The organism is Aequorivita soesokkakensis (assembly GCF_001641085.1).
GTDB lineage: Bacteria > Bacteroidota > Bacteroidia > Flavobacteriales > Flavobacteriaceae > Aequorivita > Aequorivita soesokkakensis.
Genome location: NZ_LXIE01000050.1, coordinates 204,936 through 231,192 on the forward strand (window position 1 = coordinate 204,936; position 26,257 = coordinate 231,192).

Consider the following 26,257-nt stretch of genomic DNA (forward strand, 5'->3'; position numbering starts at 1 on the left):
TATATTTGCCTTATGCAACCAAAAATACACAATTAATGGCGATGGTGGCTGAAAAGAAATTCAAAGTATGTCTTGTTTCCATTTCGCTTGCAAAAGGCGGGTTGGAGCGGTCCTGCGCTATGCTTTCGCAAATGTTGGATGCACACGGGCACGAGGTGCATGTAGTGATTTTGAACGATGAAATTGATTACCCATACAGCGGAAAAATGCTGAACTTGGGCAAAATGAAAACCGAAAAAGATTCAATGGTGAAACGATTGCTGCGTTTTCGGAAGTTTCGGAATTATTTAAAAAAGGAAAATTTTGATGTAATTATAGACCACCGACCGAAAAATAATTTTGAGCGCGAGTTGTTTTACTCCAAATTTATGTATCGTGAACTGCAAAAAATTTATGTAACGCACAGTTCCAAAAAAACGGAATATCTCACTGAAAATCCCGCAGCGTTTTCAAAAATTTGCAAAAAAAATCTTTTGAATGTTGCGGTTTCAAAATATATTGAAAACGAGATTTTGAGAAAGGAAGGAATTGACAATTCGTTGACAATCCATAATGCCTACAATCCTACTTGGGAAAACGAAATTGGTGAGTTTCCCAACATACTTCAAAATAAAAAATACATACTTTCATACGGCAGACTTGATGATTCAATAAAGGATTTTTCGTTTTTAATAGAAGCCTTTTCGCAATCAAAAGTTTGGGAAAAAGATGTGCATCTCGTCATTTTGGGAGATGGAAAGGATAAGGAAATACTTCAAAATCTGGCAGCATCAAAACCCTGCGTGAAACAGATTTTATTTTTACCTTTTACCAATACTCCTTTTGAAATCATTAAAAATGCCCGTTGTGCAACGCTAACAAGTAAATATGAAGGTTTTCCAATGGTATTGGTAGAATCACTTTCTTTGGGAACTCCCGTGGTTTCATTAGATATAATATCTGGGCCTTCAGAAATTGTAAAGCATCAAAAAAACGGTTTGCTGGTTGCGGAAAGAAGTTTACCTTTATTTGCGGAAGCAATTCAAGATGTATGTTTTGATGATGCACTTTATGAAACTTTGAAGAAAAACACAAAATCTTCAGTTGAGCGGTTTTCAATGAAAAGCATTGGTGAAAAATGGAACAAATTATTACAGGATGGTTTATAAAAAAATTGAAGATATAGATCTAATTGACATTCAAAAAATCACGGATCCCCGCGGAAATCTTTCGGTTATTGAGGGCGATTTTTTGCCGTATTCTATTGAAAGAGTGTATTATTTGTACGATGTTCCAAGCGATGCCTATCGCGGGGGGCACGCCCACAAAGAGCAACAGGAATTTTTGATTGCATTAAGTGGGAGTTTTGAAGTGGTTTTGGATGATGGCGAAAATAAAAAATCAATAACGCTCAATAAGCCAAATAAAGGATTGTTGATACCTACTGGAATATGGCGGGAACTTGAAAATTTTTCTTCCGGGGCTGTATGTTTGGTACTTTCTTCCGGAAAATTTTTGGAAGATGATTATATTAGGGAATACGAAGATTTTCAGTTATTTAAAAGTTCCTAAACGCAACCCTAATTTTTCCAAATTATCTTTTGTTTTTGAAAGATATTTCAAAATGGTTTTGTTTTGACGCAGCAGAAACTGTTGTTTTTTACTGAGGTTTTCTTGGTTTATTTTTTGAAAGTTTTTCTGAAAAGCTTCGTGGTTTCCTTCCATTTTAGCCAAAACACAAAGCGAATATCTGTTTAAATCCAGAAATTTTTTAAGCGCGGGATTGTCTTTTTCGTAAATTTCATAAGCCTCAAAATTGGCTTTTTCATCCAGATTTCTGACGCTTTTAAACAAACTGTTTTTTCGCACTATATAGGTGGCACAGACTTTTGGACTAAAAACTACTTTGTGTTTAAGCCCAATCCGCACGTAAAGATCTGTGTCTTCGCCGCTCTTTATTTTTGGGTCATACCAACCCACATCTTCAAAAACCGATTTTTTCAAAACAGTGGAACTGCTGTGCAGAATGGAATCTAACTGGCTCGCCTCAAAATAATCCACAAGAATTGAATCTTTCCCAAAGGTTTTAATGGTATAACTGTTTGTGAAAGTTTTTCCGTTTCGTTTTATTTCAGTTGCAGTGGCAAAAACTGATTCTTTCGGAAACTTACTTATTAATCTGTTTTGCTCTTCCAAATAAAAAGGATACCAATAATCATCGGCATCCATCAACGCTATATAATCCGTTTTGGCTTGCTGTATTGTAAAATTTCGGGCTGCAGATGCACCGCTGTTTTCTTTTGAAAAATAACGAATCCGGGGATCGTTAAATTTTAAAATTTCAGTTTCACTATTGTCTGTGGAGCCATCGTTTAAAATAACGATTTCAAAATCCGTAAAAGTCTGTGCTAAAACACTTTTCAATGTGTTGGCAATATACTTTTCTTTGTTAAAGACCGATATGACAACCGAAAATTTAGGCATCTTTCTGTTTAAGAGAACTAAGATAACCCAAGCGGTATAAATCAAAAAGGAAAAGCGATGGTTTTGGGGAATTTAAATTTTTAAGCATAAGCTTTTCCGAAATCTTATAAAACTGTCGAACTGCGAAAAGGAGATTATTTTTTTTAAGTTTTAAATATGTTTTAAGGATTTTTACAGTTTCTCCATCAATCACGCCAGCTTCATAAAAATCCAATAAATTCTGAAGTGCGAGCTTAGATTTTTTTAAAAAATCTTCGTTGGTTTCAAGATTTAAATGAAGTACTGGATTGTCAATATGCAGCAATGGAATCTTATTTTTCTGAAGTTCATGCCCAAATACGGAATCTTCATAGCCATAACCCAAAAGGTTTTCGTTGAACTTTATAGATTTAAATACTTCCTTTTTAATAGCAAACCCCATTGTTATAAAGCTTCTGTACGGATTTTTAATTCGTTCCGGAAGTGGCAGACTTTCGCGTTCGCTTCCGTATTTATGTCTTAAACTGAAATTTTCAGCATTTTTCTCTGGATATTTAATTCCTCCAAAAACAACGGAATTTTCCTTCGAAAATGCTGCTACATACTTTTCTATAAACTCTGAATTTGAAGGAAAAGTGTCTGCATCCAAAAAAAGCACCCAATTGTGTTTTGCTTTTTCCGCTAAAAGATTTCGAATTTTACTCCTGCCAATATTTTGTGGCAAAACCTCAAAAGTGGAATGCGTCAAAAAATTTATTTTTGAATTTTCTTCCAAAGAAACTTTATTGGTTGAAGCATCGTCCAAAACCAATATTTCATAGTCAATTTTTAAAGCCCCACACTGTTTGTGCAAATCTTCTACTAATGGCGCTACATTGTAATTGTATGTTGGGATAAGGATGGAAATCATTTAATTTCTTCATTTTAAGCTCGAAGAATTTAGCTAAAATACAGTAATCTTTTTGGGATGCAGAAAAATTATATCCTGATTTAATTTGAAAAATATCAATGCCAGCCATTTTTGAAAAAAGAAGTATCTTGTGAAAAAGTGTTTCTCGTGCGAAATTTATTGTTTTTTTTAATTGTCCTTTCCTCGTTTACAGTCAATGCACAGAAAGATGCTTGGTTTTATCTGCGCGCTCGTGATACTTCCTTTACGCCTTCCTTTGAAAAAAATGGAGACTATTTAATTTATTCAGGAAATGATGCTAGGTTAAAAGCAGCATTAAAAAACTACAAAATAAAAACATTTAAAAAAACATGGAAACACGCGAAAAAGCAAAACCTTAAAAAGACGTTTTTCGTGGTTGCTGACAAAGAAGCGCTGATGACAGATTTATTGCAAAATGCCTCCCATCTTTTTGAGTTTGGCGAATTGATTGCCGAAGAAGACAAAAAAATATTCGAACCCAATGATTATGGTCTTACAAGTACTATTGGAGAAAATTTAGGAGCGCAGGTAAATCTCGATTATCTGGATGTTATGGAAGTGCCGAAAGCTTGGTATTACACAACGGGTTCTCGGGATGTAATTATTGGAATTTCAGATGGAGGTATAGATTCCTTAAACATCGAATTTGCCGGAAAAACTAAAATTGTAAGCAAATCATCTCTTGTAAAAGGACATGGTTATTCAGTTGCAGAGAGCGCGGCGGGACAAGGAAATAATGCTTACGGTATTCCTGGGGTATGTTATGATTGTAGTATATATGCTACCCATTTTATGCATATTACTACTTTGGCAAACTTAGTGGAGCTTTCTAAAATGGGCGTAAAAGTAATTAATTGTAGTTGGGGAACTTCACGTTATTATGAAACTGCCCAACAAGCTGTTTATGAAATTCTGGAAAACGGGACAGTTATAGTAGCAGTAGGCCATAATCCGGATTTTTCAAAAACGAGAGGCAAATCCTTGTATTATCCTGCTTCTTATGATAAAGTGATTGCGGTTTCTTCGGCGCAACATCGCTATGAAAACTATTGGGAAAATATTAAAATTGAGAAAGACAAAGGATTGTATTACGTTCAAAATATTCGCAATTACATTGGGCTCAATGCAGGTTTCAAAGATAATGACACTACCCAAGTTCCATATCTCTACCCAATAAGTATCCGAAACATCAATAGCGCTATAGATATTGTTGCACCTTCCACTGGTATTTTTAGATACAGTAAATTGGTGATGAACAATGAAATTGTAATGAGTGAATTTAATCAAACCTCGGGAGTGGCTCCCTTGGTAACTGGAACAATTGGCCTAATGTTTTCGCTCTATCCGTGTCTTCCTGCGGAAGAGGTGGAAACTATCATCAAATTTACCTCAACTAATATTGACGATGTAGAACCCAATAAACCCTATGCAGGAATGTATGGCTCAGGAATGTTGAATACAGGTAGGGCAGTGGAAATGGTCTTCGATATGTTTGCCGAAAAAGAACCCGTAAAAATTGAAAACCAGCGTTTCAGCAGGTGGGATTTTAAGCTAACTTCTCTTTCTGAAGTAGTAATGAAAAACCAACAATTCACAAAAGACGCGACATTGGAATTAACCTCAAAAAAAAGAATTGTAATTTCTGAAAACACAATTTTAAAACCAAACTCAAAAGGAAAAATTCAACTAAAGATTGATCCATCGCTCAAAAAAGAATGTGAGCTAAAATTGCGCAATCCAAGTATTTTAAATGATTGATTTTTTTGAAAGGAATGTTTTTAAACTGTTTTCTGCACCACTTCAAAAATCTGGTTTTCATCACATTTTAAAGTTTTGGAGGGATACTTTAAAAGTAAGGCATAATCGTGGGTAGCCATTAAAATGGTGTTTCCGTTTTTGTTTATTTCTCTCAAAACCTCCATCACTTCAACGCTGGTTTGGGGGTCTAGGTTTCCTGTTGGTTCATCTGCCAAAATAAGTTCGGGGTCGTTCAAAAGTGCTCGCGCAATTGCAACGCGTTGTTGCTCTCCGCCCGAAAGTTGGTAAGGATATTTAAAAGCTTTTGTTTTCATTGCAACTTTATCCAGCACTTCGTTTATTTTGCTTTCCATTGCCGCTTTATCTTTCCAGCCAGTTGCGGTAAGAACAAAACGCAGGTTGTCGCTCACAGTACGGTCATTCAACAGTTTAAAATCCTGAAAAACAACGCCCAGTTTTCTTCGTAAAAAAGGAATGTCTTTCTCTTTGAGAGTTGCCAAATCATAACCTACAATACTCCCTTCGCCTTTTTGAAGCGGAAGATCGCCATAAAGCGTTTTCATAAAACTACTTTTTCCCGTTCCGGTTTTTCCAATCAAATAGACAAATTCGCCTTTTTCAACTGAAACGGAAACGTCAGAAAGTACCAAGTTATCTCCTTGAAGAATGGAAGCGTCTTTTAAATGTAATACGTGATCAGCCATTGTGGTTATATAGATTAGCTTTTAATTAAATTTTAATATTCGAAATCTAACGAAATATTGGAAGGTGTTTCGTTAATAATTATTGTTTCATTGTAATTTGAAAGGGAACCATTTTTTATTTTACGAACCTTAATTGCATTTTCGCCAGTTCCAGTTATAATGTTAAATTGAGTATTTGCACTGTTAGCATTTACACTCATAGTTAAAGCCATTTGCTCTCTAAAACCATATTCAACTCGAGATTCAAATCCAAATAAATCATTGTCAATTATTGGTTCAAAGTTTTTGAGATTTATAGTTAGATCGGTTTTAAAAGGTACAATATAATCTATTACATTAATTGTTTCAGGTCTAGTTTGAAACCCCTCAATCACTATATTGTCTGTTCTCGATAATATTTCCTTTGGCATCTCATTTGTTTTCAAAAAAGCATTACTAAGAGAAGACTGAACTTTTAAAGTATCTATAGTTATTTTGAAATTCTTGGTTAAATCTATCTCATTGTCCTTTATATAACCACTAAAGCTATAATTACCATTTTGATCAGTATATCCATCTGCAATATTTCTTATACTATAATTTGGAGTTGATATAATATATGAAAAAGTAACTTTTACGCCTTCTATCCCACTATTATCAGCACGTATAATTTTCCCTTGAATTGTAGTACAATCGTTTGTGCAAACTTCGTCAGTATCGTCTTGCTTACAAGAAAAAAAACTTAATAGGAATAATAACATTAAAAAAAACGCCTTATTTTTCATGTGCCTAGTTTTTTGGGTTTGTATTTGGACTCTTCAAAAGTAATTTGAATTACTTCAAACTGCAACTGAATGTCGCCAACTTATTTATTTTTCTGAAATTTTTTCTTTTAACGCATCAATCTCCTTTTGTTGTTGGAGCGTATAAAGCGTAAGTTCCTCAATTTTTTGGAGTAAAATAAGGTTCATTTCTTTCAATGAAATTCCTTCCTTCTGCATCGTTGCGGCAGAAGGAACGTTTGGCAAATGATTATTTTCTTTTAAAAATGATTCCAATTCTTCCAAAGAAATCAATCTATATTCTGGCATCATTTCCGAAAAACCATTAAAATGACTTTCAAACACATAATCGGGTGCAACAGCACCGTCCAGATCTACCAATACTTCCTGGGTGTGAATTTTCCCTTTTACCGTTAAAAGTTCGTCTGGAGAGGTTGTGCCAATTCCTATTTTGCCATTTTTTTCAGTAAGATTCGCGAATGGATTGCGTTGTGCTGTGGCCGAAAGAGAAAATAAAATAATGGCGAAAATCAATAATCTGTTCATAAACAATGCTTTTAGAATTTGTAAAGTTTTAAAATTACGGTAATTTTTTAAAGCGTTTCGCCATATGTTAAAATCTCTTCTGCATTAAATACTTATTTCACTTTTGCGCCGTTATATTGCTAAGAAATTCATTTAAAAATCATTCGTTAATTAAACCTTAAAAATTTACAGTATCGCCGAAAGCTACATTTAAAGTTAAATATCTTTACGCCACAAAAACTGTAAATAATGATAAAGAATTTTCTTGTTTTCTCATTTTTTCTATTTCTCTCATTTTCATCATTTTCGCAGCAAACAGCGACCTTTACAAACGATCTTGCTGAGTTCAACCAAGCGCTTGAACTTTATACCAATGAGCAATTTTTAGCTGCACAAAGTCTTTTCGACAAAATTAAAAATAGCAACAATGATGAAACCGTGCAGAGCGATTGTGCCTATTACATTGCGAATGCGGCAGTTAGGTTAAACCAGCAAAATGCCGATCAATTGATGGAGGAATTTGTGGAGAAATATCCCACGAGCTTAAAGCGAAATTCTGCATTTATAGATGTTGCAAACTATTATTTTGAAAACGGAAAATATTCATACGCACAAAAATGGTATGAAAAAGTTGACATCGGAAATTTAAGCAGAAGCGAACGGGAAAAATTTAACTTCAACAATGGCTACGTTAATTTTAAGGCGAAACGGTATGATGACGCAAAGAATTATTTCAACCAAGTTTCCACTTCACAGCAGTATGGTTCGCAGGCCAAATATTATTTGGGTTTTATAGCATATGAGGGCGATGATTATGAAGAAGCAAACAAGAATTTTGAGGAAGTAAAAGGCGAGGAACGCTATTCCGAAGATCTTTCTTACTACCAAGCAGATATGAATTTCAAATTAGGAAACTTCCAAAAGGCAATCGATATGGGGAAGGAGCAGTTTGATAAATCCAGCCCCGCTGAAAAAAGCCAACTTTCAAAAATTATTGGTGAAAGCTATTTCAATCTTGGCCAGTATGCTGAAGCAGTACCCTATTTAAAGGAATATAAAGGCACGCGCGGAAAATGGAACAATACCGATTATTACCAATTAGGCTACGCGTATTACAAACAAGAAAATTATGAAAGCGCCATTGGCGAGTTCAACAAAATTGTGGACGGGAAGAATGCCGTGGCTCAAAATGCCTATTATCATTTGGCTGAAAGTTATTTGAAACTTGACAAAAAACAAGAGGCATTGAACGCCTTTAAAAATGCTTCGGAAATGGATTTCAGTGCCGAAATTCAGGAAGATGCGTATTTGAATTATGCGAAATTGAGTTATGAAATCGGAAACAGCTACAAAAGCACGCCGCAGGTTTTGCTTTCTTTTATTGAAAAATATCCAAACAACGCCAATAATGACGAACTGAAAAAATTGTTGATAGACAGTTATATCACTTCAAAAAATTATAAGGAAGCTTTGGATTTGTTGGAAAACAACAAAAATTTTACTGACAAAGCTGCCTATCAAAAAGTAGCTTTTTACAGAGGAATTGAATTATACAACGAAGCAAATTACAATGAAGCGATTTCATTTTTTGATAAAAGTATGAAAGAGTCGCAAGATGCACGTTTCGCTGCCCGTGCTACGTATTGGAAAGCAGAAAGCGATTACCAGCTTTCAAATTTTGAGAAATCGTTGGCTGGATATAAGAATTTTGCTCAAATGGCTAGCTCACAAAATACTTCAGAAAATAAAAATTTGAGGTATAATATGGCTTATAACCAATTCAAACTTAAAAATTACACCGAAGCCATTGTAAATTTTAAGAGCTACGTTGGTTCTTCTTCCGCTGAAACTGTGCGTAAAAAAGATGCTTATTTGCGTTTGGGCGACAGTTATTTTGTCACCAGCCAATATTGGCCAGCGATGGAAAACTACAACGCAGCTGCTGAAATGGGTGGTGATAACGATTATGCGCAGTTTCAAAAAGCCATTAGCTACGGCTTTGTGGACCGAAGCGAAAAGAAAATTGAGGAACTGATTGCCTTCATAAAAAAATATAATAAATCCGTTTATCGCGACGATGCCCTGTATGAATTGGGAAATACCTATGTGGCGCAAAACAAGTCCAACGAAGCTATTTCGGCTTACGATCAATTGGTTCGCGATATTCCAAACAGTAGTTTCGTTTCAAAAGCATTGTTGAAAAAAGCTTTGATTTACGACAACACCGGAAAAAGCAACGACGCGTTGGCAATTTTTAAAAGGGTTGCGAAGGACTTTCCTTCAACGCCCGAAGCGTTGCAGGCTGTTTCTTCCGCAAAAATAATATACATAGACCAAGGAAATGTTGACGAATACGCCCGTTGGGTAAAAACCTTGGATTACGTACAAGTGGGCGATACCGAACTTGACGATGCCACGTATTTGGCGGCGGAACAACCGTATTTGGAGAATAACCAGAGTCAAGCCAAAGGCAGATTTGAGGATTATTTAAAACAATTTCCGAACGGGCAGCACGCTTTAAACGCACATTTTTATTTGGGTCAGATTTATTTCGCTGACGGAAAAAACGATCAAGCCATTCCACATTTTGAATATGTTGTGAATCGTGAGCGAAGTGAGTTTACCGAGCAAGCTTTGGCGCGGGTTTCGGAATTGTATTTGGGCAAAAAAGATTATCAAAACGCTTTAAAATACTTGACACGCTTGGAAGCCGAAGCAGATTTTCCACAGAACATTATTTTTGCGCAGACCAACAGTATGAAGGCTTCGTATGAATTAAAGCAATATGCTGAAGCTGTAAATTACGCTGAAAAAGTACTTCAGAATTCAAAAATTGACAACTCAATAAAAAGTGACGCACAAGTAATTATTGCCCGTTCGGCAATGAAAACCAATAATGAGTCAAAAGCAAAAACCGCTTACGCCGAAGTTCAGAAAATTGCAACAGGCCAACTTGCTGCTGAAGCGCTTTATTATGATGCATATTTCAAAAATAAGGAAGGAAATTTTGAAGGTTCAAATGCTTCCGTGCAGAAATTGGCGAAGGATTATTCAGGTTTCAAATTATACGGTGCAAAAGGTTTGGTGCTGATGGCGAAGAATTTTTATGCTTTGAAAGACGCCTACCAAGCAACCTATATTTTGGAAAGTGTGACAAAAAATTTCACTGATTTCCCAGAGGTAGTAGAAGAAGCAAAAGCAGAACTCGCAGTAATCAAAAACACTGAGGCAAAAACCAATTCATCTGTAGAAACAGAAAATTAAAACCCTCTGTGCTCTCTGTGCCTTTGTGGTGAAAAATTAAACCGCAGAGACACAGAGGACGCAGAGATGAATATCAATAAAACTATCATTATAAACTTTGAAAATATGTCCATAAAACAAAAAGTTTTATTTTCAATTCCAGTATTATTTCTATTTCATTTTTCAGCTTTTTCGCAGGAAAAAGAACTGGACCCCGAAGTTGTAAATATTGTGAAACCATACACTCCCACAATTTCTGACGCCTTTAAAGTAAAGGAAACGCCATCGTTGAACGATTCAATTTCCACCACAAAAAAGGAAGTGAAATACAGTATTTTCTCGGTTCCGGTTGCTTCAACTTTTACACCTTCAAAAGGAAAGGCAACGACTGTGGAAAAGTCAAAACCGATAAAACTGTACGATAATTACGCGACGCTCGGCTTCGGAAATTACACTTCCATTTTGGGTGAATTTTACAGCAATTTTGAAATCAGTCGCACCGATAATGCTGGATTTTTCTTTCGGCACAATTCTTCACAGGGCGATATAAAAGATGTGAAATTGGACAATAAATATTACGACACCAGCTTGGATGCGAATTATACAAGCCGCCAAAAAGATGCAACTTATAGGTTGGATGCTGGGGTTGAGCACCAACTTTACAATTGGTATGGGGTGCCAGATGTGGTTTATATTCAAGAACCAAATGTGCAAATAAATCCACAGCAAACCTATATTGGTGGTTACGCGGGCGGAAGTATTGCGTTGGATGATTCCTATTTTGAAAGAGCCTCGCTGAATATTCGCTATTTGGGAGATGCATTTTCTTCTTCAGAATTTAATGCTACGTTGAAACCTGAATTCTCTTTTCCGTTGGAAAATTTGACTTTGAAAGTAGATGGTGATATTGACTATTTAAGCGGAAGTTTTGATAAAAATTACACCAACACTTCAGCTATTAAATACAGTTATTTAAACGCCGGACTTGCCCCTTCCATCACTTTTGTAAATGATGATCTTTCAGTTTCACTAGGCGTTGCGGCATACGTGAGTTTGGATTCCGAAAATAGTAATACTGATTTTTCATTATACCCAAGATTGAACGCTTCGTACCGTTTGATGGATGAAACAGTTATTGTTTACGGTGGAGCAGAAGGTGGTTTACAGCAAAATTCCTATTACAATTTTAAGGAAGAAAATCCTTTTGTTTCGCCTACTTTAAATGTTGCGCCTACCAAAAAACTCTATGAAGGTTTTGGAGGAGTTAAGGGAAAACTCTCTAATTCCGTGGCTTATAATGTGCGGGCTTCCTATGGAAAAGATGAAAACAGATCATTATTTCAAGCAAATTTCATCAATTTGCTGGCGCCAGGTTTGGAAGGTTACCAATTTGGAAATTCCTTCAATGTAGTTTATGACGATGTGAATACGCTTGCTTTTTTCGCAGAGTTGAAAGTGGAGGTTTCGAATACATTTTCACTGGGAATAAACGGAACCTACAATAGTTACAGCACAGATTTGCAAAGTGAAGCGTGGAACCTACCCGATTTAAAAGCTTCTATATTTTCAAATTTCAACATTACTGAAAAACTTTACGGAGGCGCTTCCTTGTTTTATGTTGGAGAACGCAAAGATCTTTATGCAGACCCCTTTACTACTCAGGAAATTACTTTGGATGGCTATGTGGATGCCAATATAAATTTTGGGTACAGATTTACCGATAGACTTTCGGTTTTTGTAAAAGGAAGCAATCTTTTTGGTGATAACTACGAAAAGTGGCTAAACTATCCCGTGCAGGGAATTCAAGGTTTGGCTGGAGTTACTTATAAGTTTGATTGGTAGTATTTATTTTTTTATTTCATTCGTATCTTCATTTAATAAATAAACTAATATGTTGACCAAGAAAATAGTACAATCACATTTGGCCGAACTACCTGAAAAATTTTCAATTGACGAGCTTGTCGATAGACTTATATTAATTGAAAAAATTGAAACTGGCATTTCCCAATCTGAAAATGGCGAAGTAATTCCAGATTCGCAGCTTGATAAAGAATTGGAAAAATGGTTCAAATAAATTGGACGAAACAATCTACAGAAGACTTAAAGGATATTCTCGAATATATATCCAAAGATTCAATAAAATACGCCAAATTTCAAGTTATTAGAATTAGAAATCGAGTGAAAATTCTCTATGCCTATCCCTATTTAGGTAAAATAGTTTCTGAAATGAAAAATGATTCTATAAGAGAACTTATTGAAGGAAATTATAGAATTATTTATAGAATAGTCTCGCAAAACCAAGTTGATATTTTGACTGATCATCATACTTCCCGTGATTTATTAAAACGAAATATTCAATAAACATTCGTCTTTGGCGGATGTTTTCTATTTTTACACTTCAATAAAGCCAACCATGAAAAAACTACTCTTCTTTTTATTCTCAATATCGATCCTTTCCTGCGCCCCGGACAAACTTCCCGCAGATTTATTGATAAAAAACGCAACGATATATACTGTTGATAAAGATTTCAGCACAGCAAATGCCTTAGTTGTAAAAGACGGAAAAATCCTCGAAATAGGTTTAAAACCAGAGCTTGAACTTAAATATAAAATCAAGGAAACCTACGATGCCAAAGGCAATACCGTGGTTCCGGGTCTGATAGATGCCCACGCACATTTGTACGGTCTTGGACTGGCTTTGCAGCAAGTAGATTTAGTGGGAACCACAAGTTTTGAAGAAGTTTTGGGCCGTGTGGTGGCCTTTCAGGAAGAAAAGAAAATGCCTTACATCATTGGCCGCGGTTGGGACCAAAACGATTGGGATGATAAAAATTTCCCATCTAAAAAAGAATTGGATTCCTTATTTCCAAATACGCCAGTTTCTTTGCGCAGGATTGATGGTCACGCTATGCTGGTTAATTCAAAGGCTTTGGAATTGGCTGGAATTACTTCAAAAACTAAAGTTGCCGGAGGCGAAATAGTTTTGGAAAACGGCGAGCCAACGGGAATAATTGTTGATGCACCAATGCGATTAATAGGAAAAACCTTCCCAGAAACTACAATTGAAGTTTCCGCTGAAGCACTTTTGGAAGCTGAAAAATTATGCCTACAATACGGATTAACAACTGTTGACGATGCAGGTTTGGATAGAAGTATTATTGAATTGATAGATACACTTCAAAAAGAGAGAAAGTTTAAACTGAGAATGTATGCAATGGTCAGCAACAGTCCCAAAAACCGTGATTATTATTTAAATAACGGAATTTATAAAACCGATAGATTAAATGTGCGTTCCTTTAAAGTTTATGCAGACGGTGCTTTGGGTTCCCGTGGTGCGGCAATGCGTGAGCCATATAGCGATATGCCACACCATTTTGGAGCGATGATTACTACTGCAGATAGTTTGGATTATTTAGCTGGAAAAATCGCCGCTTCAGAGTTTCAAATGAATACGCACGCCATTGGTGATTCTGCGAATATTGCGGTTTTACGGGCCTACAAAAAAGCGTTGGAAGGAAAAACCGACAGACGTTGGCGCGTGGAACATGCGCAGATTATTTCAGCAGAGGATTTCAATTATTTTGATGACAACAATAACATCCTTCCTTCGGTACAACCAACGCATGCTACCAGCGATATGTATTGGGCCGAAGATAGAGTAGGAGCTGAACGTATAAAAGGGGCTTATGCTTATAAAGAATTATTGGAGAAAGCTGGTAGCATCGCTTTGGGAACCGATTTTCCAGTAGAGCAAGTCAACCCGATGTACACTTTTTATGCCGCCATTGCTCGTAAAGACTTAAAAAATTATCCCGAAAATGGTTTTCAAATGAAGGACGCTTTGACCCGTGAAGAAGCTTTAAAAGGAATGACCATTTGGGCAGCATTTGCCAATTTTGAGGAAGATGAAAAAGGAAGCATTGAAGTTGGGAAGTTTGCAGATTTCACCATTCTCGATAAAGATATTATGAAAGTTGACGAAAAAGAACTTCCGAATACCAAAGTTGTTGCAACATTCATCAATGGCGAAATGGTTTTTGAAGCTGAATAAAACCTCCGTGTCCTTTGTGTCTCTGTGGTGAAATTTTACCACAGAGACACAGAGTTCACAGAGAAATTAAATGGAATGGAAAATATTCTGAAACAACTTCCGCAGAAAGCAAAAGAAGCCGAAAGTGAAAACAAAAAGTTTTTCGCGAAGCTGAAGAAAAAGCCGCCAAAGCATCTGGACAGCTTGATGCAGGAATTGCACGAGGAAGAATTCCGAAGAACAGATTGTCTCACTTGTGCCAACTGCTGCAAAACCACCGGCCCGCTTTTCACTGATAAAGACATTGAGCGGATTTCAAAACATTTCCGGATGAAACCGCAACAATTCATCGAAACCTATTTGCGGATTGATGAAGACAAAGATTACGTTTTGCAAAGCGTTCCCTGTACGTTTTTGGGAGCCGATAATTACTGTAGCATTTATGACGTGCGCCCAAAAGCTTGCCGCGAATTTCCGCATACAGACAGAAAAAAATTTCAGCAGATTTCAAATCTTACGATGAAAAATGTTGCCATTTGTCCGGCGGCTTTTAATATTGTTGAGGAAATGAAAAGACTTTTAAATAAGTAGGCAGTAACAGTCGCAGTTTTAAGTAAATTAAAACTATTTATTGCCACTGAAAACTGCGACTGTGACTTTTTTCAAGGATAAAGCAAATATTGCCCCCGAATAATTCGAAATTCCATAAGTCCTTTTTTCCAGGAATCCCGAATTTCTTCCGCAGATAAACCTTGCTCAATTTGTTTTTGCAATTTTTCCGTTCCGGCAAGTTTCACAAAAAAAGAATTAAAGAAATCTTTCTTTTTTCCATTTGCGTTGTAAGCATCAATCAGCCATTCCAGATTTATTTTACTTAATCGCGGTTCGTTCCGAAGATCTTTTCCATGGCAAAGTTGCCCTTTGAATTTTGGGTCTTTTGCACCTTCATTGGATTGTGGCGTGTATTCAAAAGTATATTTTGAAGCGGGCAAACTCGGTGCTCCGAAAACCTGAAATTGCATATCCGTGCCGCGGCCGGCGTTTATAAATGTTCCTTCAAAAAAACAAAGGCTTGGATATAGATTTATAGCTTGGTCGTTTGGCAAATTAGGTGATGGTTTTATGGGAAGTGCATAAGGTGTTTCGTGCGTGTAGTTTTGCATTTCAACCACAGTCAATTTGCATTTTATTTTATCTTTTAACCAGCCTTCGCCATTTATCATCTGTGCATATTCGCCAATAGTCATTCCGTGAACTACCGGAATAGGGTGCATACCTACGAAACTCTGGTTTTCGGGTTCCAAAATTGGGCCGTCAATATACCGTCCATTAGGGTTTGGACGATCTAAAACAATCACAGGAATACCTGCTTCAGCGCAAGCTTCCATAACATAATGAAGTGTTGAAATGTAGGTGTAAAAGCGTGCGCCTACATCTTGAATATCAAAAACCACAACATCAATTCCCTTCAATTGCTCTTGTGATGGCTTTTTATTACTTCCGTAAAGTGAAATTAATGGCACGCCCGTTTTTGAATCAACGCCGTCCTTCACGTGTTCGCCGGCATCTGCAGTACCTCGGAAACCATGCTCAGGCGCGAATACTTTTTTTACTGAAACTTTTTTCGAAATTAGGAAATCTACTAAATGTTGCTTTTCATTTTCTAAAAATGAAGTCTGATTCGCTACCACGCCCACGTTTTTACCTTTCAACAAATCAGAATAAAGATGAAATTGCTCCGCACCAAAGATGATTTGTTCGTCTTGATTCTTGGTTCTTGCTTCTTGATTCTCTTTTATATCTTCTCTTTCTCCTTTCTTCTCAGTAGAACTTCCGCAGGAAAAAATGGTCAAAACAACCAATAAAACTGTATTTTTGAAAAAAGTTAAGCCCATAAAATCATAGTGAATTTCGAATTTTTCATCGCTCGGCGCATCATTGCTTCCAAGGACTATAAAAGTAGTATTTCGGCACCGATAATAAAAATTGCAATTACCGCAATCGCGCTCGGTATTATTATGATGTTAATCTCTATTGCTACAGGTGTTGGACTCCAAAAAAAGATTCGAGAAAAGGTTTCGGCTTTTAATGGCGACATTATTATCACAAATTTTGACACCAATTTTTCCAATGATTCGCAAAACCCGATTTCAAAAAAACAAGACTTTTATCCAACTTTTAAAAATATTGACGGCATAAAACACGTGCAGGTTAGCGCTTCCAAAGGTGGCGTAATACGTACCGAAACCGATTTTGAGGGCGTGGTGGTTAAAGGCGTGGGCAACGATTATGATTGGGAGTATTTCAAGGATTATTTAACCGAAGGAAAATTGCCGGATTTTAAAGGCGATTTAAATGAAGATATATTAGTTTCAGAATATTTGGCGAATCGGTTGCATTTAAAATTGGGCGATAAAGTGACCACTTTCTTCCTGAACGATGAAGTCTCCAAAACGCCGCGCAGTCGGGGTTTTAATATTGTTGGAATTTACAACAGCGGCTTTCAGCAGTTTGATGAGCAATTTATAATTACTGACATTCGGCACATTCAACGGCTGAACAAATGGGAAGATGATCAAATTGGCGCTTTTGAAGTTTTTATAAATGATTTTGATGAAATAATCCCCATTGGAAACGAAGTTTACAACGAAACCGGAAGCACGCTGGACACGCAGACCATCCGCCAAAAATACGCCTCCATTTTTGAATGGCTCGATCTTTTCGATTTCAATATTATTATGATTATCGGGATTATGATTTTGGTTGCGGGCATTAATATGATTACGGCGCTTTTAGTTCTGATATTAGAGCGCACCCAAATGATAGGAATTCTGAAAGCCTTGGGCAGCAGCGATTGGAGCGTGCGGAAAGTGTTTCTTTATAACGCGATGTATTTGATTGGTGTGGGGCTTTTTTGGGGGAATATTATAGGGATTGGTTTACTTTTAATTCAGAAATACGGTAAGATTTTCAAATTAAATCCAGATACTTACTACGTTAACGAAGCTCCTGTTTATTTGAATTGGGACTACATTTTAATTCTAAATGCAGGCACATTTCTACTTTGTCTTTTGATGCTTTTGATACCTTCGTTTATTATTTCGAAAATTTCTCCGGTTAAGGCAATTCGGTTTGAGTAAGCATTGGGAAAACCAATGGCTTTTGTACCTTTGTCCCCAAACTCCGAAGCTTTATGCGAAGGAGTTCTTTCTTTAAATAAATTTATGGAATACGCAGAAAATATATTGGGAACCATCGGCAACACGCCCATGGTGAAAATCAACAAGATAATTGGGGATATTCCCGCTTTGGTGCTCGCCAAATACGAAACTTTCAATCCAGGAAATTCGGTTAAAGACCGAATGGCCTTAACAATGATTGAAGATGCCGAAGCAGACGGAAGACTGAAACCGGGCGGAACCATCATCGAGGGAACCTCTGGAAACACGGGAATGGGATTGGCGCTTGCTGCAATTGTAAAAGGCTATAAAATGGTCTGCGTTATCAGCGACAAACAGAGTAAAGAAAAGATTGATATCCTAAAAGCCGTTGGCAGTAAAGTAATTGTTTGCCCAACAAACGTTTCCCCCGAAGACCCACGCAGTTATTATTCCACTTCAAAAAGATTGGCGGAGGAAACGCCCAACAGTTGGTACGTAAACCAATACGATAACCTTAGTAACACCAAAGCGCATTACGAAAGCACCGGCCCGGAAATTTGGAAACAGACCGATGGAAAAGTAACGCACTTTGTAGTGGGCGTGGGAACTGGCGGTACCATCAGCGGTGTTGGGAAATATCTAAAAGAACAAAACCCGAATGTTAAAATTTGGGGAATTGATACCTACGGAAGTGTTTTCAAAAAATATCACGAAACAGGAATTTTTGACGAAAACGAAATATATCCATACATAACCGAAGGTATTGGCGAAGACATTCTTCCAAAAAATGTTGATTTTAGTGTTATTGACGGTTTTGTGAAAGTAACCGATAAAGACGCCGCAATCTACACCCAAAAACTTGCCAAAATGGAAGGTTTCTTTTTGGGCAATTCAGCTGGAGCTGCAATTAAAGGCCTACTTCAACTTAAGGATAAATTTACAAAAGATGATGTAGTGGTTGTTCTTTTTCACGATCACGGCAGTCGTTACGTAGGCAAAATGTACAATGACGAGTGGATGCGCGAGCGCGGTTTTGTGGAAGATGAAGTGAAAAACGCTTCGGATTTGATTCAGGAACACGCAGATAAACCACTGATTACCGTGAAAACTGAAGAATTGGTCGGTCACGCAATCGAGCGGATGAAAAAATACAACATCAGCCAAATTCCAGTAGAAGATACTTCAGGTTTTGTGGGCGCTTTGGACGAAACCGATCTGCTTCGAAAATATTTGGAAAACAAAAATGTGGCCGATCTACCGATAAAGGAAGTAATGCACAAACCCTTCCCAATTGTAAAAAAGAGCACGCCTATTGAAGAAATTTCAAAGTTAATTCACAAAGAGAACAATGCTGTTTTGGTGGATTTGGGCGATGGCAACTACAATATAATTACAAAGCACGACATTATTCGCGCATTGTAATTTTACTCAAATTAAAAAATAATATCCCGCTTCACTTTAAATGGAGCGGGATTTTTGTTAATTTTAAACTGAAATGAAAGACGAAGCAAAAAAATTATTTCGGTTTTTGAGGACCAAACCTGTGCCAGCCAACACCAACGAAATTTTGGCATTGGAGCGCACCAAATTGGCCAACGAGCGAACCCTACTTTCCTATATTCGTTCGTCGCTTTATCTTCTCTTGGGCGGAATAGCTATACTTCAACTTAAAGATTTTAGAAATATCCACTGGTTGGGTTATGTTGCATTGGCTGTCTGCATTATTTTTTTAGCTGTTGGCATTTTTCGTTATGTGCTTTTGTATCGCCGTTTGTATAAATGGAATCGTGTTTTATACGTGGATACCATTTCAGATAAAGTAAAGAAAGATGCTGATACACAGATAGAAAAAGAAAAAGCTACGGCAGAATAATTTTTTTCTTATATTTACGTAATACCTTTATTGCTCCCCCTAATTTTTTATAGATGAAAGAAGATTTTCTGCACTATGTGTGGAAATTTCAGAAGTTGGAGGTGGGCAATTTTTACACTTCAAATAACGAAATTCTACACGTTAAGAAACAAGGGAGCCACAACTTAAATTCAGGGCCTGATTTTTTTAATGCGCAAATTGAACTAGACGGCCAATTATGGGCAGGTAATGTTGAATTGCATGTAAAATCATCAGATTGGTATGCACATGCTCACGAAATGGATCCGGCCTATGACAATGTGATCCTGCATGTAGTCTGGGAACACGATGCCGAAGTTTTCAGAAAGGACGGTTCTGTAATTCCAACATTTGTACTGAAAAAACACATCTCCAAAAATACGCTGCAACAATATCACAAGCTATTTTCAAAAGATGAAAAATGGATAAACTGTGAAAATGATTTTGCGGATGTTGATGGGTTCATTATTGAAAATTGGCTAGAAAGAATATATTTTGAGCGGCTTCAAAAGAAAGAATCCCTGCTTTTGAAGGAACTTAAAAACTCCCAAAATCATTGGGAAAGTTTGCTTTTCAGAATGCTTTGCAAAAATTTTGGATTAAAAGTAAATGGCGATTCTTTTTTCAGTATCGCGAAGTCTATAGAATTTTCAGTATTGCAGAAATGTAGTCAAGACAGACAGCAATTGGAAGCTTTGTTAATGGGCCAAGCCGGATTGCTGGACGGTGAAAAGGAGGAATGGTATTTCAAAACGCTGAAAACCAATTATGAATTTTTAAGGCACAAATTTGGATTGATGAACGAATCGGTAATCACTCCCAAATTTTTTAGGCTGCGGCCACCAAACTTTCCAACCTTACGATTGGCTCAGTTGGCGATGCTTTATTTTGAACGCACAAACCTGTTTTCGCAAATAATAGCTGCCCAAAACACGAAGGATTATTATGATATTTTCAATATTTATGCAAGTGAATATTGGAACACACATTACAATTTTGGTATTTCTTCTTTGGAACGAAAGAAGCGAATTACCAAAAGTTTTGTTGATCTTTTAATAATCAACACTATTATTCCTATAAAATTCTGTTATGCAAGGCAGCAGGGTAGGGACATTTCAGAGGAAATATTAAAGCTCGCTTCCGAAATTGCTTCCGAAGAAAACACAATTGTAAAGAAATTCGATTCGTTCAAGAACATTTCAAAAAACGCATCCCAAAGTCAAGCCTTATTGCAACTTAAAAATGAGTATTGTGACAAAAATAAATGTTTGCAATGTGGGGTGGGCAATTTTATTATTGGCTCTGAAGCCGAAATCAGAAAAATCCGGCAATTGCAAAACTGACTTTTCTTTCGCCCATTTTAAAAAAATAAAAGTAAAAAGTGTAATTTGCGGCTATGCTACAAGCTGTGTACACCTTACGCCATTACTTAGAAAAAAGGGGCTTTTATGTTTCCTCCCGTTTTGCGGATAGGCTTGGAATGCGCGCCAAAAACGTGCGGCTTTTTTTTATTTATGTTTCATTTGCCACTTTGGGCGCTGGTTTTGCCATCTATCTTACGTTGGCATTTCTTTTAAAATTAAAAGACCTTGTAAACACAAAACGAACCTCGGTTTTTGATTTATGAAGAATTTTTTCACTTCCAAAATAACAGTTGCGCTGTTTTTGTTGCTCGTTGTGTTTATGACGGGTATTTTCGGATTTCGGTTTTTTTCGGACTACAGCTGGATTGATGCTATCTATATGACCGTAATTACCATTACAACCGTAGGTTATGGCGAAGTGATGCCGTTGAGTCCTTCCGAAAAAATTTTTGTTTCGCTTCTCATCATTTCCAGTATCTTTATCGTTGGGTATGCCATTTCGGTTATCACGGAATATATTTTAAGTAAAAACATTGGTGTTTTAAGACAGAAAAAAGTGCAAAGAAAATTGGAATCCATGCATGATCATATTATTGTTTGCGGCTTCGGAAGAAACGGAAAACAAGCAGCCCAGAAATTGTTGGCTTACAACCGTCCCTTTGTAATTATAGAAAAGAATGAAGAAGTGATTGATCGTTTTTCCGACGAAAATACTTTGTTCATTTTGGGAAACGCCATTGAAGATGAAATCCTTTTGAAAGCGGGCATAGAAAAAGCTTCCACGTTAATATGTGCTACGCCCAGTGACGCTGATAACCTATTTGTAGTGCTTTCCGCACGACAGATGAACAAAAACCTAAAAATAATTAGTCGCGCTAGTGAAGAGACCAGCTACAAAAAGATGAAACTAGCCGGTGCCGATAATGTTATTATGCCAGATAAAATTGGCGGTGACCACATGGCATCTCTTGTTGTGGTTCCCGATCTGGTGGAATTTTTGGATAATCTTACTGTTTCAGGGCAGGAAGACAGCATTAATGTAGAACAGATTCCTTTTGAAAAAATGTGCCCAAATGGAAAGGAGCAGGCCATACAGGATTTGGATGTTCGGAAGAAAACGGGCTGTTCCATAATTGGTTACCGTTCTCCCAATGGAGAATATATTGTTAACCCAGAACCTTCGCTTGTTCTCCAAAAAAAATCAAAACTTATATTGATAGGTCGTCCAAACCAAATAGAGATGCTCAAAAAGGAATACGGGGTTTAAGAAAGCGTTAACAAATTTCCATTCAAATCTTTGAAATTGTAAATTTTTTTAAGCATCTTGCTTCGTTTTAATTCAAAAAACGTTTCATTTTAAAACTCCACTATGAAGAAATATCTTCTTTCGCTAATCGCTTTTTTAATTCCAATTTTCACTTTTGCCCAGGAGACTACCGCTTCTGACCAAATTGATGCAGCTTTCAAACAATATACGGGTTGGTTTGTAGATTTAATATTCTATGAAATACCTTTTTCAGATTCTTTTCAAATTCCTTGGGTATTAATCGTTTTAATTGGAGGCGCGGTTTACTTTACGATTTATTTTAAATTGATAAATTTTACTGGCTTTGGAACCGCAGTCCGTGTGGTTAGGGGGAAATATGAAGATATTGAAAAACATGGTGCAGATACACTTTACGGCGATGTAACGCCCAACGAACAGGAAAATCTTATTGAAACAATTCGGGACGATAGTGCCGATGGAGAGGTTTCCCACTTTCAGGCACTTACCGCTGCGCTGTCTGCAACAGTAGGTTTGGGGAATATCGCTGGAGTAGCTGTGGCACTTTCCATTGGTGGACCGGGCGCTACTTTTTGGATGATAGTTGCGGGCTTATTGGGTATGGCTTCAAAATTTGCCGAATGTACCTTGGGGGTTAAGTTTAGGGATGTTGGTCCGGACGGCACTGTTTATGGTGGACCAATGTATTACCTTAAAAAAGGTTTAAAACAAAAAGGATTGGGCGGTCTTGGAAAAGTACTCGCTATTGTCTTTGCCATATTCGTAATTGGGGGTTCCTTTGGAGGCGGAAATATGTTCCAAGCCAATCAGGCAGCAGCTCAGTTTGTTCAGTTGTTTGAATTGCAGGGCACAAGTGGTGCTATGTGGTTTGGTATTATAATGGCCATTATTGTTGCTGTTGTAATTATTGGCGGAATAAAACGTATTGCGAAGGTAACCGAAAAGATAGTGCCTTTTATGGCGGGAATCTATGTTTTGGGAGCTCTCATAATCTTAGTTGCAAACTACCATCATATTGGTGATGCTTTCGCCTTAATTTTTGAAGGTGCTTTCTCTGGTCTCGGTATTGCGGGTGGATTGGTTGGTGTAATGATTCAAGGAGTTCGCCGTGGGGCATTCTCAAACGAAGCCGGTGTTGGTTCAGCAGCTATTGCCCACTCGGCAGTGCGAACAAAATATCCCGCTTCCGAAGGAATTGTGGCACTTTTGGAGCCTTTTATTGATACTGTGGTTATATGTACTATGACCGCTTTGGTTATTGTAATTACCAATTTTGACAACAATATTATTCAATATGGAGTGGAAGTTAAAGAAGGAGTAGAACTTACCGCAACTGCTTTTGATAGTGTGATTCCACATTTCTCAATAGTACTTACTGTGGCTGTAATTCTATTCGCTTTTTCAACAATGATATCGTGGTCCTACTACGGAATGCAGGGCTGGGTTTATCTCTTTGGAAGAGGAAAAGTTACTGAGCTTATTTATAAACTGTTATTTTGTATCTTTATATGGGTTGGATCGGTTATCAGTCTTGGTTCGGTTATCAACTTCTCCGATGCCATGATTTTTGCAATGGTCGTACCTAACATTATTGGTGTTGTATTATTGACCCCAGTTGTAAGAAAAGAATTGAACCGCTATATGAATGCAATTCGCACCAAACACGATGCGATTGATGATGGTTTGGAAGATATGCAGAAGCATATGTAAAAACGAAACAATATGGAATTAAAATCCCACTTCACGTTCAATAAGCAACAACGGAGTGGGATTTTGCTTTTGTTGCTGCTCATCATTTCATTGTTGTGCGTTTATTGGTTTGTAGATTTTTCGGAAGAAGACACTTTTGATATCTCTTCCGCAGAAATAGTTTCCGCCCAAAAAGAATTGGATTCACTTCGGCTTGTTGAAATTCAAAATAGAATGCCGAAAAAATATCCCTTCAATCCCAATTTCATAACAGATTACAAAGGCTACACTTTGGGAATGACAAACGAAGAAATTGACCGTTTACTTCAATACAGAAAGCAAGGCAAATGGATCAATTCCGCAGCCGATTTTAAAAAAGTTACGGGAGTTTCAGATTCGTTGTTGAATGAATTGAGACCCTATTTCAAATTTCCCGATTGGGTTACAAATCCGAAACCAAAGAATGATTTCAAAGATTCTAAAAGTGAAAAGGGTTTTACTGAAAAATCTTTTGCCCAAAAAATTGATCTCAACAAAGCCACCGAAGTGCAACTACAACAAGTGAGCGGCATTGGCGATGCACTCAGCAAACGAATTATTTCCTATCGTGAAAAGATAGGTGGCTTTTCTAATGACGTTCAACTTTACAATGTTTATGGATTGGAACCTTCCGTTGTGCAGCGAACTCTAAATCTTTTCACTGTAAAAACGCCAAGGGAAATTTTCACAATTAATGTGAATAAAGCCTCAGCTTCCGATATTGCAACCATTCCCGGCATCTCTTTTGAAATGGCAAAGAAAATTTGGGAATTCCGCCGACTTCGTGAAAAAATAACCGACATTCAAGAACTCGAGAAAATTGAAGGAATGACGGAAAGAAAGTTACAGCTAATTCAGTTATATTTGTCCGTTGAGTAAATAGAAAAAATTGCCGAAAGGCTTATAAATATTAGTATCACAGCAGCATGAGTAAAATGTATTTTACAGAGGAACACGAATTTTTCAGAAAGAGTTTTCAGGATTTTCTTCAAAAGGAAGTAGTGCCACATATTGAAAAGTGGGAAAAAACGGGACATATTGAACGTTTTATATGGGAGAAATTTGGCGAAATGGGCTATTTCGGAATCTATCAGCCCGAGGAATACGGCGGAATGAATCTCGATCTTTTTTATACAGTAATCTTTTTGGAAGAACTTCAAAAGATAAACAGCGGTGGCTTTGCCGCGGCTATGTGGGCACACGCCTATTTGGCGATGACGCATCTTAAAAAAGAGGCAAACCACGAACAAAAAGAAAAGTATTTGGCGCCAAGCATTACCGGTGAAAAAATAGGATGTCTTTGCATTACCGAACCTTTTGGCGGTAGTGATGTTTCTGGAATGCGAACCACTGCCGTAAAAAACGGCGATAAGTATATTTTGAACGGTTCAAAAACTTTTATTACCAACGGAATTTACAGTGACTATTTAATAGTTGCTGCCAAAACTTCACCAGAATTGGGCAACAAGGGAATAAGCATTTTTGTAGTGGACCGCGATGCAAAAGGTGTTTCTGCAACAAAACTTGATAAACTGGGCTGGCGCGCCAGCGATACTGGTGAAATAGCGTTTGATAATGTTGAAATTCCTATTTCAAACTTAATGGGAGAGGAGAACGCTGGCTTTCCTTATATAATGCAGCACTTCGCTTTGGAAAGACTTATTATGGGCATCAATGCCCACGCCCGTAGCGAGTTCGCTTTGGAATACACCATTCAATATATGAAAGATCGCTTTGCTTTTGGAAAGAGTATTTCGAAGTTTCAAGCCTTGCGTCATCGCGTGGCACAGATTGCCAGCGAAATTGAGGTTTGTAAAACATTTAATTACGTTACCGCAAAAAGATTGAACGATGGCGAATACGTAGTAAAGGAAGCTACGATGAGCAAACTGATTTCCACCAAAGTTGCCGATGAGGTAATGACCGAATGTCTCCAATTTTTGGGCGGCTATGGTTATATGGAAGATTATCCGTTGGCGCGTTTGTTGCGCGATAGCAGACTTGGTCCAATTGGTGGTGGAACTTCTGAAATTCTTCGGGAGATAATTGCGAAGATGGTTATTGAGAGTAAGGAATATAAGCCGGCGACTTAAGTAGTTTAGAAATTTATACCAAACTTGGAAATCACGAAAGAAGATATATTAAAACTAATTGAAATTGAAAAAAAAGATAATTTTCAAAATCACTTTTTGAATGTTTTTCTTACCGATTATCGCTCTAAAGGTGAAATAAAACAAAATGAAATAAAAGTTTGGTGCCAAAATTCTTGGAATCGAATTAACTATCCAATTTTCACTTTTAAGCTTAATTCCAAAAACCATTTAATTGACATTACCGATAGAATTAATCCTGTAGGCAAATTCTTTAATTTTGGAATTCTATTTTCATTAATTTGCATTTTTTCTTTATTTGGCTACAATACTATAAGCCTTGC

25 protein-coding genes are annotated in these 26,257 nt (G+C 37.1%); 19 read left to right on the plus strand and 6 right to left on the minus strand.

Features of this window, described 5'->3' with window-relative positions:
• The first annotated feature begins 5 nt into the window (after positions 1-5).
• Together A7A78_RS14535 and A7A78_RS14540 are read left to right on the plus strand one after the other, a co-directional pair.
• Entirely contained in the window at positions 6-1,148 is a 1,143-nt protein-coding gene (locus tag A7A78_RS14535) for a glycosyltransferase (protein ID WP_131811159.1), read from the plus strand.
• Positions 1,138-1,551 (plus strand): sugar 3,4-ketoisomerase, encoded by a 414-nt coding sequence (locus A7A78_RS14540; protein WP_068763192.1) that lies wholly within the window; start codon positions 1,138-1,140, stop codon positions 1,549-1,551. Before A7A78_RS14535 ends, A7A78_RS14540 begins: the two co-directional genes overlap by 11 nt.
• On the opposite strand, the gene A7A78_RS14545 is transcribed toward A7A78_RS14540, so the two are convergent.
• Together A7A78_RS14545 and A7A78_RS14550 are read right to left on the minus strand one after the other, a co-directional pair.
• Positions 1,534-2,463 (minus strand): glycosyltransferase family 2 protein, encoded by a 930-nt coding sequence (locus A7A78_RS14545; RefSeq protein ID WP_068763193.1) that lies wholly within the window; start codon positions 2,461-2,463, stop codon positions 1,534-1,536. The two genes, A7A78_RS14540 and A7A78_RS14545, sit on opposite strands and share 18 nt — an antisense overlap.
• Positions 2,456-3,352: a glycosyltransferase family 2 protein gene (locus A7A78_RS14550; RefSeq protein WP_068763194.1), complete on the minus strand. Its 897-nt coding sequence runs from the start codon at positions 3,350-3,352 to the stop codon at positions 2,456-2,458. The genes A7A78_RS14545 and A7A78_RS14550 overlap by 8 nt, the downstream gene beginning before the upstream one ends.
• A 111-nt stretch (positions 3,353-3,463) precedes the next feature.
• On the opposite strand from A7A78_RS14550, the gene A7A78_RS14555 reads away from it, so the two are divergent.
• Entirely contained in the window at positions 3,464-5,131 is a 1,668-nt protein-coding gene (locus A7A78_RS14555; protein WP_068763195.1) for a S8 family peptidase, read from the plus strand.
• Between the two features lie 20 nt (positions 5,132-5,151).
• Here the strand turns inward: A7A78_RS14555 and A7A78_RS14560 are convergent, their stop codons facing one another.
• The 3 genes from A7A78_RS14560 to A7A78_RS14570 form a co-directional block, all read right to left on the minus strand.
• A complete protein-coding gene (locus A7A78_RS14560; RefSeq protein WP_068763196.1) occupies positions 5,152-5,835 on the minus strand; it encodes a cell division ATP-binding protein FtsE in 684 nt (227 codons plus the stop codon).
• 32 nt (positions 5,836-5,867) lie between these two features.
• Entirely contained in the window at positions 5,868-6,599 is a 732-nt protein-coding gene (locus A7A78_RS14565) for a carboxypeptidase-like regulatory domain-containing protein (RefSeq protein WP_068763197.1), read from the minus strand.
• A gap of 84 nt (positions 6,600-6,683) precedes the next feature.
• Positions 6,684-7,142 (minus strand): tail fiber protein, encoded by a 459-nt coding sequence (locus A7A78_RS14570; RefSeq protein ID WP_068763198.1) that lies wholly within the window; start codon positions 7,140-7,142, stop codon positions 6,684-6,686.
• Positions 7,143-7,370: 228 nt separating this feature from the next.
• Between A7A78_RS14570 and A7A78_RS14575 the strand changes: the two genes are divergently transcribed.
• The 6 genes from A7A78_RS14575 (at position 7,371) to A7A78_RS14600 (ending at position 14,985) form a co-directional block, all read left to right on the plus strand.
• Positions 7,371-10,385 carry a tetratricopeptide repeat protein gene (locus A7A78_RS14575; protein WP_068763199.1) on the plus strand — a complete coding sequence of 1,005 codons (3,015 nt, stop codon included), beginning with the start codon at positions 7,371-7,373 and terminating at the stop codon, positions 10,383-10,385.
• Positions 10,386-10,490: 105 nt separating this feature from the next.
• Positions 10,491-12,206, plus strand: coding sequence for a TonB-dependent receptor (locus tag A7A78_RS14580; protein ID WP_068763200.1), 1,716 nt, complete (start codon positions 10,491-10,493; stop codon positions 12,204-12,206).
• A gap of 49 nt (positions 12,207-12,255) precedes the next feature.
• Positions 12,256-12,438, plus strand: coding sequence for a hypothetical protein (locus tag A7A78_RS14585; RefSeq protein WP_068763201.1), 183 nt, complete (start codon positions 12,256-12,258; stop codon positions 12,436-12,438).
• Complete coding sequence (locus A7A78_RS14590; RefSeq protein ID WP_068763202.1) at positions 12,426-12,725, plus strand: type II toxin-antitoxin system RelE/ParE family toxin; 300 nt, start codon at positions 12,426-12,428, stop codon at positions 12,723-12,725. The genes A7A78_RS14585 and A7A78_RS14590 overlap by 13 nt, the downstream gene beginning before the upstream one ends.
• 52 nt (positions 12,726-12,777) lie before the next feature.
• The gene (locus tag A7A78_RS14595; protein ID WP_068763221.1) at positions 12,778-14,415 is read left to right on the plus strand and encodes an amidohydrolase; all 1,638 of its coding nucleotides are present in this window, start codon (positions 12,778-12,780) and stop codon (positions 14,413-14,415) included.
• A gap of 75 nt (positions 14,416-14,490) precedes the next feature.
• On the plus strand, positions 14,491-14,985 hold the full coding sequence (locus A7A78_RS14600; RefSeq protein WP_068763222.1) for a YkgJ family cysteine cluster protein: 495 nt from the start codon (positions 14,491-14,493) through the stop codon (positions 14,983-14,985).
• A 71-nt stretch (positions 14,986-15,056) separates the two neighbouring features.
• Here A7A78_RS14600 and A7A78_RS14605 read toward each other — a convergent pair whose 3' ends face one another.
• Positions 15,057-16,289 carry an exo-beta-N-acetylmuramidase NamZ family protein gene (locus tag A7A78_RS14605; RefSeq protein WP_068763203.1) on the minus strand — a complete coding sequence of 411 codons (1,233 nt, stop codon included), beginning with the start codon at positions 16,287-16,289 and terminating at the stop codon, positions 15,057-15,059.
• Positions 16,290-16,298: 9 nt separating this feature from the next.
• Between A7A78_RS14605 and A7A78_RS14610 the strand changes: the two genes are divergently transcribed.
• The 10 genes from A7A78_RS14610 to A7A78_RS15245 all read left to right on the plus strand — a co-directional run.
• Entirely contained in the window at positions 16,299-17,534 is a 1,236-nt protein-coding gene (locus tag A7A78_RS14610; protein ID WP_068763204.1) for an ABC transporter permease, read from the plus strand.
• 84 nt (positions 17,535-17,618) lie between these two features.
• Positions 17,619-18,977, plus strand: coding sequence for a pyridoxal-phosphate dependent enzyme (locus A7A78_RS14615; RefSeq protein ID WP_068763223.1), 1,359 nt, complete (start codon positions 17,619-17,621; stop codon positions 18,975-18,977).
• A 73-nt stretch (positions 18,978-19,050) separates the two neighbouring features.
• Positions 19,051-19,428, plus strand: a complete 378-nt coding sequence (locus A7A78_RS14620; RefSeq protein ID WP_068763205.1) for a DUF202 domain-containing protein — start codon at positions 19,051-19,053, stop codon at positions 19,426-19,428.
• A gap of 53 nt (positions 19,429-19,481) precedes the next feature.
• Positions 19,482-20,789: a DUF2851 family protein gene (locus A7A78_RS14625; protein ID WP_068763206.1), complete on the plus strand. Its 1,308-nt coding sequence runs from the start codon at positions 19,482-19,484 to the stop codon at positions 20,787-20,789.
• Between the two features lie 53 nt (positions 20,790-20,842).
• Positions 20,843-21,073 (plus strand): PspC family transcriptional regulator, encoded by a 231-nt coding sequence (locus tag A7A78_RS14630; RefSeq protein ID WP_068763207.1) that lies wholly within the window; start codon positions 20,843-20,845, stop codon positions 21,071-21,073.
• Positions 21,070-22,077: a potassium channel family protein gene (locus A7A78_RS14635; RefSeq protein WP_068763208.1), complete on the plus strand. Its 1,008-nt coding sequence runs from the start codon at positions 21,070-21,072 to the stop codon at positions 22,075-22,077. Before A7A78_RS14630 ends, A7A78_RS14635 begins: the two co-directional genes overlap by 4 nt.
• A 102-nt stretch (positions 22,078-22,179) precedes the next feature.
• Positions 22,180-23,805 carry an alanine/glycine:cation symporter family protein gene (locus A7A78_RS14640; RefSeq protein ID WP_068763209.1) on the plus strand — a complete coding sequence of 542 codons (1,626 nt, stop codon included), beginning with the start codon at positions 22,180-22,182 and terminating at the stop codon, positions 23,803-23,805.
• A 12-nt stretch (positions 23,806-23,817) separates the two neighbouring features.
• Positions 23,818-24,702, plus strand: coding sequence for a helix-hairpin-helix domain-containing protein (locus tag A7A78_RS14645; RefSeq protein WP_068763210.1), 885 nt, complete (start codon positions 23,818-23,820; stop codon positions 24,700-24,702).
• A 47-nt stretch (positions 24,703-24,749) separates the two neighbouring features.
• Complete coding sequence (locus tag A7A78_RS14650; RefSeq protein WP_068763211.1) at positions 24,750-25,916, plus strand: acyl-CoA dehydrogenase family protein; 1,167 nt, start codon at positions 24,750-24,752, stop codon at positions 25,914-25,916.
• A gap of 96 nt (positions 25,917-26,012) precedes the next feature.
• A partial coding sequence (locus tag A7A78_RS15245; RefSeq protein WP_207489377.1) for a hypothetical protein occupies positions 26,013-26,257 on the plus strand: 245 nt, incomplete at its 3' end.

Coding starts and splice junctions, on each gene's coding strand:
- A7A78_RS14620 (WP_068763205.1), top strand. CDS start 19,051: ATGAAAGACGAAGCAAAAAAATTATTTCGGTTTTTGAGGACCAAACCT.
- A7A78_RS14545 (WP_068763193.1), bottom strand. CDS start 2,463: ATGCCTAAATTTTCGGTTGTCATATCGGTCTTTAACAAAGAAAAGTAT.
- A7A78_RS14605 (WP_068763203.1), bottom strand. CDS start 16,289: ATGGGCTTAACTTTTTTCAAAAATACAGTTTTATTGGTTGTTTTGACC.
- A7A78_RS14580 (WP_068763200.1), top strand. CDS start 10,491: ATGTCCATAAAACAAAAAGTTTTATTTTCAATTCCAGTATTATTTCTA.
- A7A78_RS14550 (WP_068763194.1), bottom strand. CDS start 3,352: ATGATTTCCATCCTTATCCCAACATACAATTACAATGTAGCGCCATTA.
- A7A78_RS14570 (WP_068763198.1), bottom strand. CDS start 7,142: ATGAACAGATTATTGATTTTCGCCATTATTTTATTTTCTCTTTCGGCC.
- A7A78_RS14640 (WP_068763209.1), top strand. CDS start 22,180: ATGAAGAAATATCTTCTTTCGCTAATCGCTTTTTTAATTCCAATTTTC.
- A7A78_RS14600 (WP_068763222.1), top strand. CDS start 14,491: ATGGAAAATATTCTGAAACAACTTCCGCAGAAAGCAAAAGAAGCCGAA.
- A7A78_RS14565 (WP_068763197.1), bottom strand. CDS start 6,599: ATGAAAAATAAGGCGTTTTTTTTAATGTTATTATTCCTATTAAGTTTT.
- A7A78_RS14635 (WP_068763208.1), top strand. CDS start 21,070: ATGAAGAATTTTTTCACTTCCAAAATAACAGTTGCGCTGTTTTTGTTG.
- A7A78_RS14590 (WP_068763202.1), top strand. CDS start 12,426: ATGGTTCAAATAAATTGGACGAAACAATCTACAGAAGACTTAAAGGAT.
- A7A78_RS14650 (WP_068763211.1), top strand. CDS start 24,750: ATGAGTAAAATGTATTTTACAGAGGAACACGAATTTTTCAGAAAGAGT.
- A7A78_RS14630 (WP_068763207.1), top strand. CDS start 20,843: ATGCTACAAGCTGTGTACACCTTACGCCATTACTTAGAAAAAAGGGGC.
- A7A78_RS14595 (WP_068763221.1), top strand. CDS start 12,778: ATGAAAAAACTACTCTTCTTTTTATTCTCAATATCGATCCTTTCCTGC.
- A7A78_RS14625 (WP_068763206.1), top strand. CDS start 19,482: ATGAAAGAAGATTTTCTGCACTATGTGTGGAAATTTCAGAAGTTGGAG.
- A7A78_RS14615 (WP_068763223.1), top strand. CDS start 17,619: ATGGAATACGCAGAAAATATATTGGGAACCATCGGCAACACGCCCATG.
- A7A78_RS14540 (WP_068763192.1), top strand. CDS start 1,138: ATGGTTTATAAAAAAATTGAAGATATAGATCTAATTGACATTCAAAAA.
- A7A78_RS14575 (WP_068763199.1), top strand. CDS start 7,371: ATGATAAAGAATTTTCTTGTTTTCTCATTTTTTCTATTTCTCTCATTT.
- A7A78_RS14585 (WP_068763201.1), top strand. CDS start 12,256: ATGTTGACCAAGAAAATAGTACAATCACATTTGGCCGAACTACCTGAA.
- A7A78_RS14560 (WP_068763196.1), bottom strand. CDS start 5,835: ATGGCTGATCACGTATTACATTTAAAAGACGCTTCCATTCTTCAAGGA.
- A7A78_RS14645 (WP_068763210.1), top strand. CDS start 23,818: ATGGAATTAAAATCCCACTTCACGTTCAATAAGCAACAACGGAGTGGG.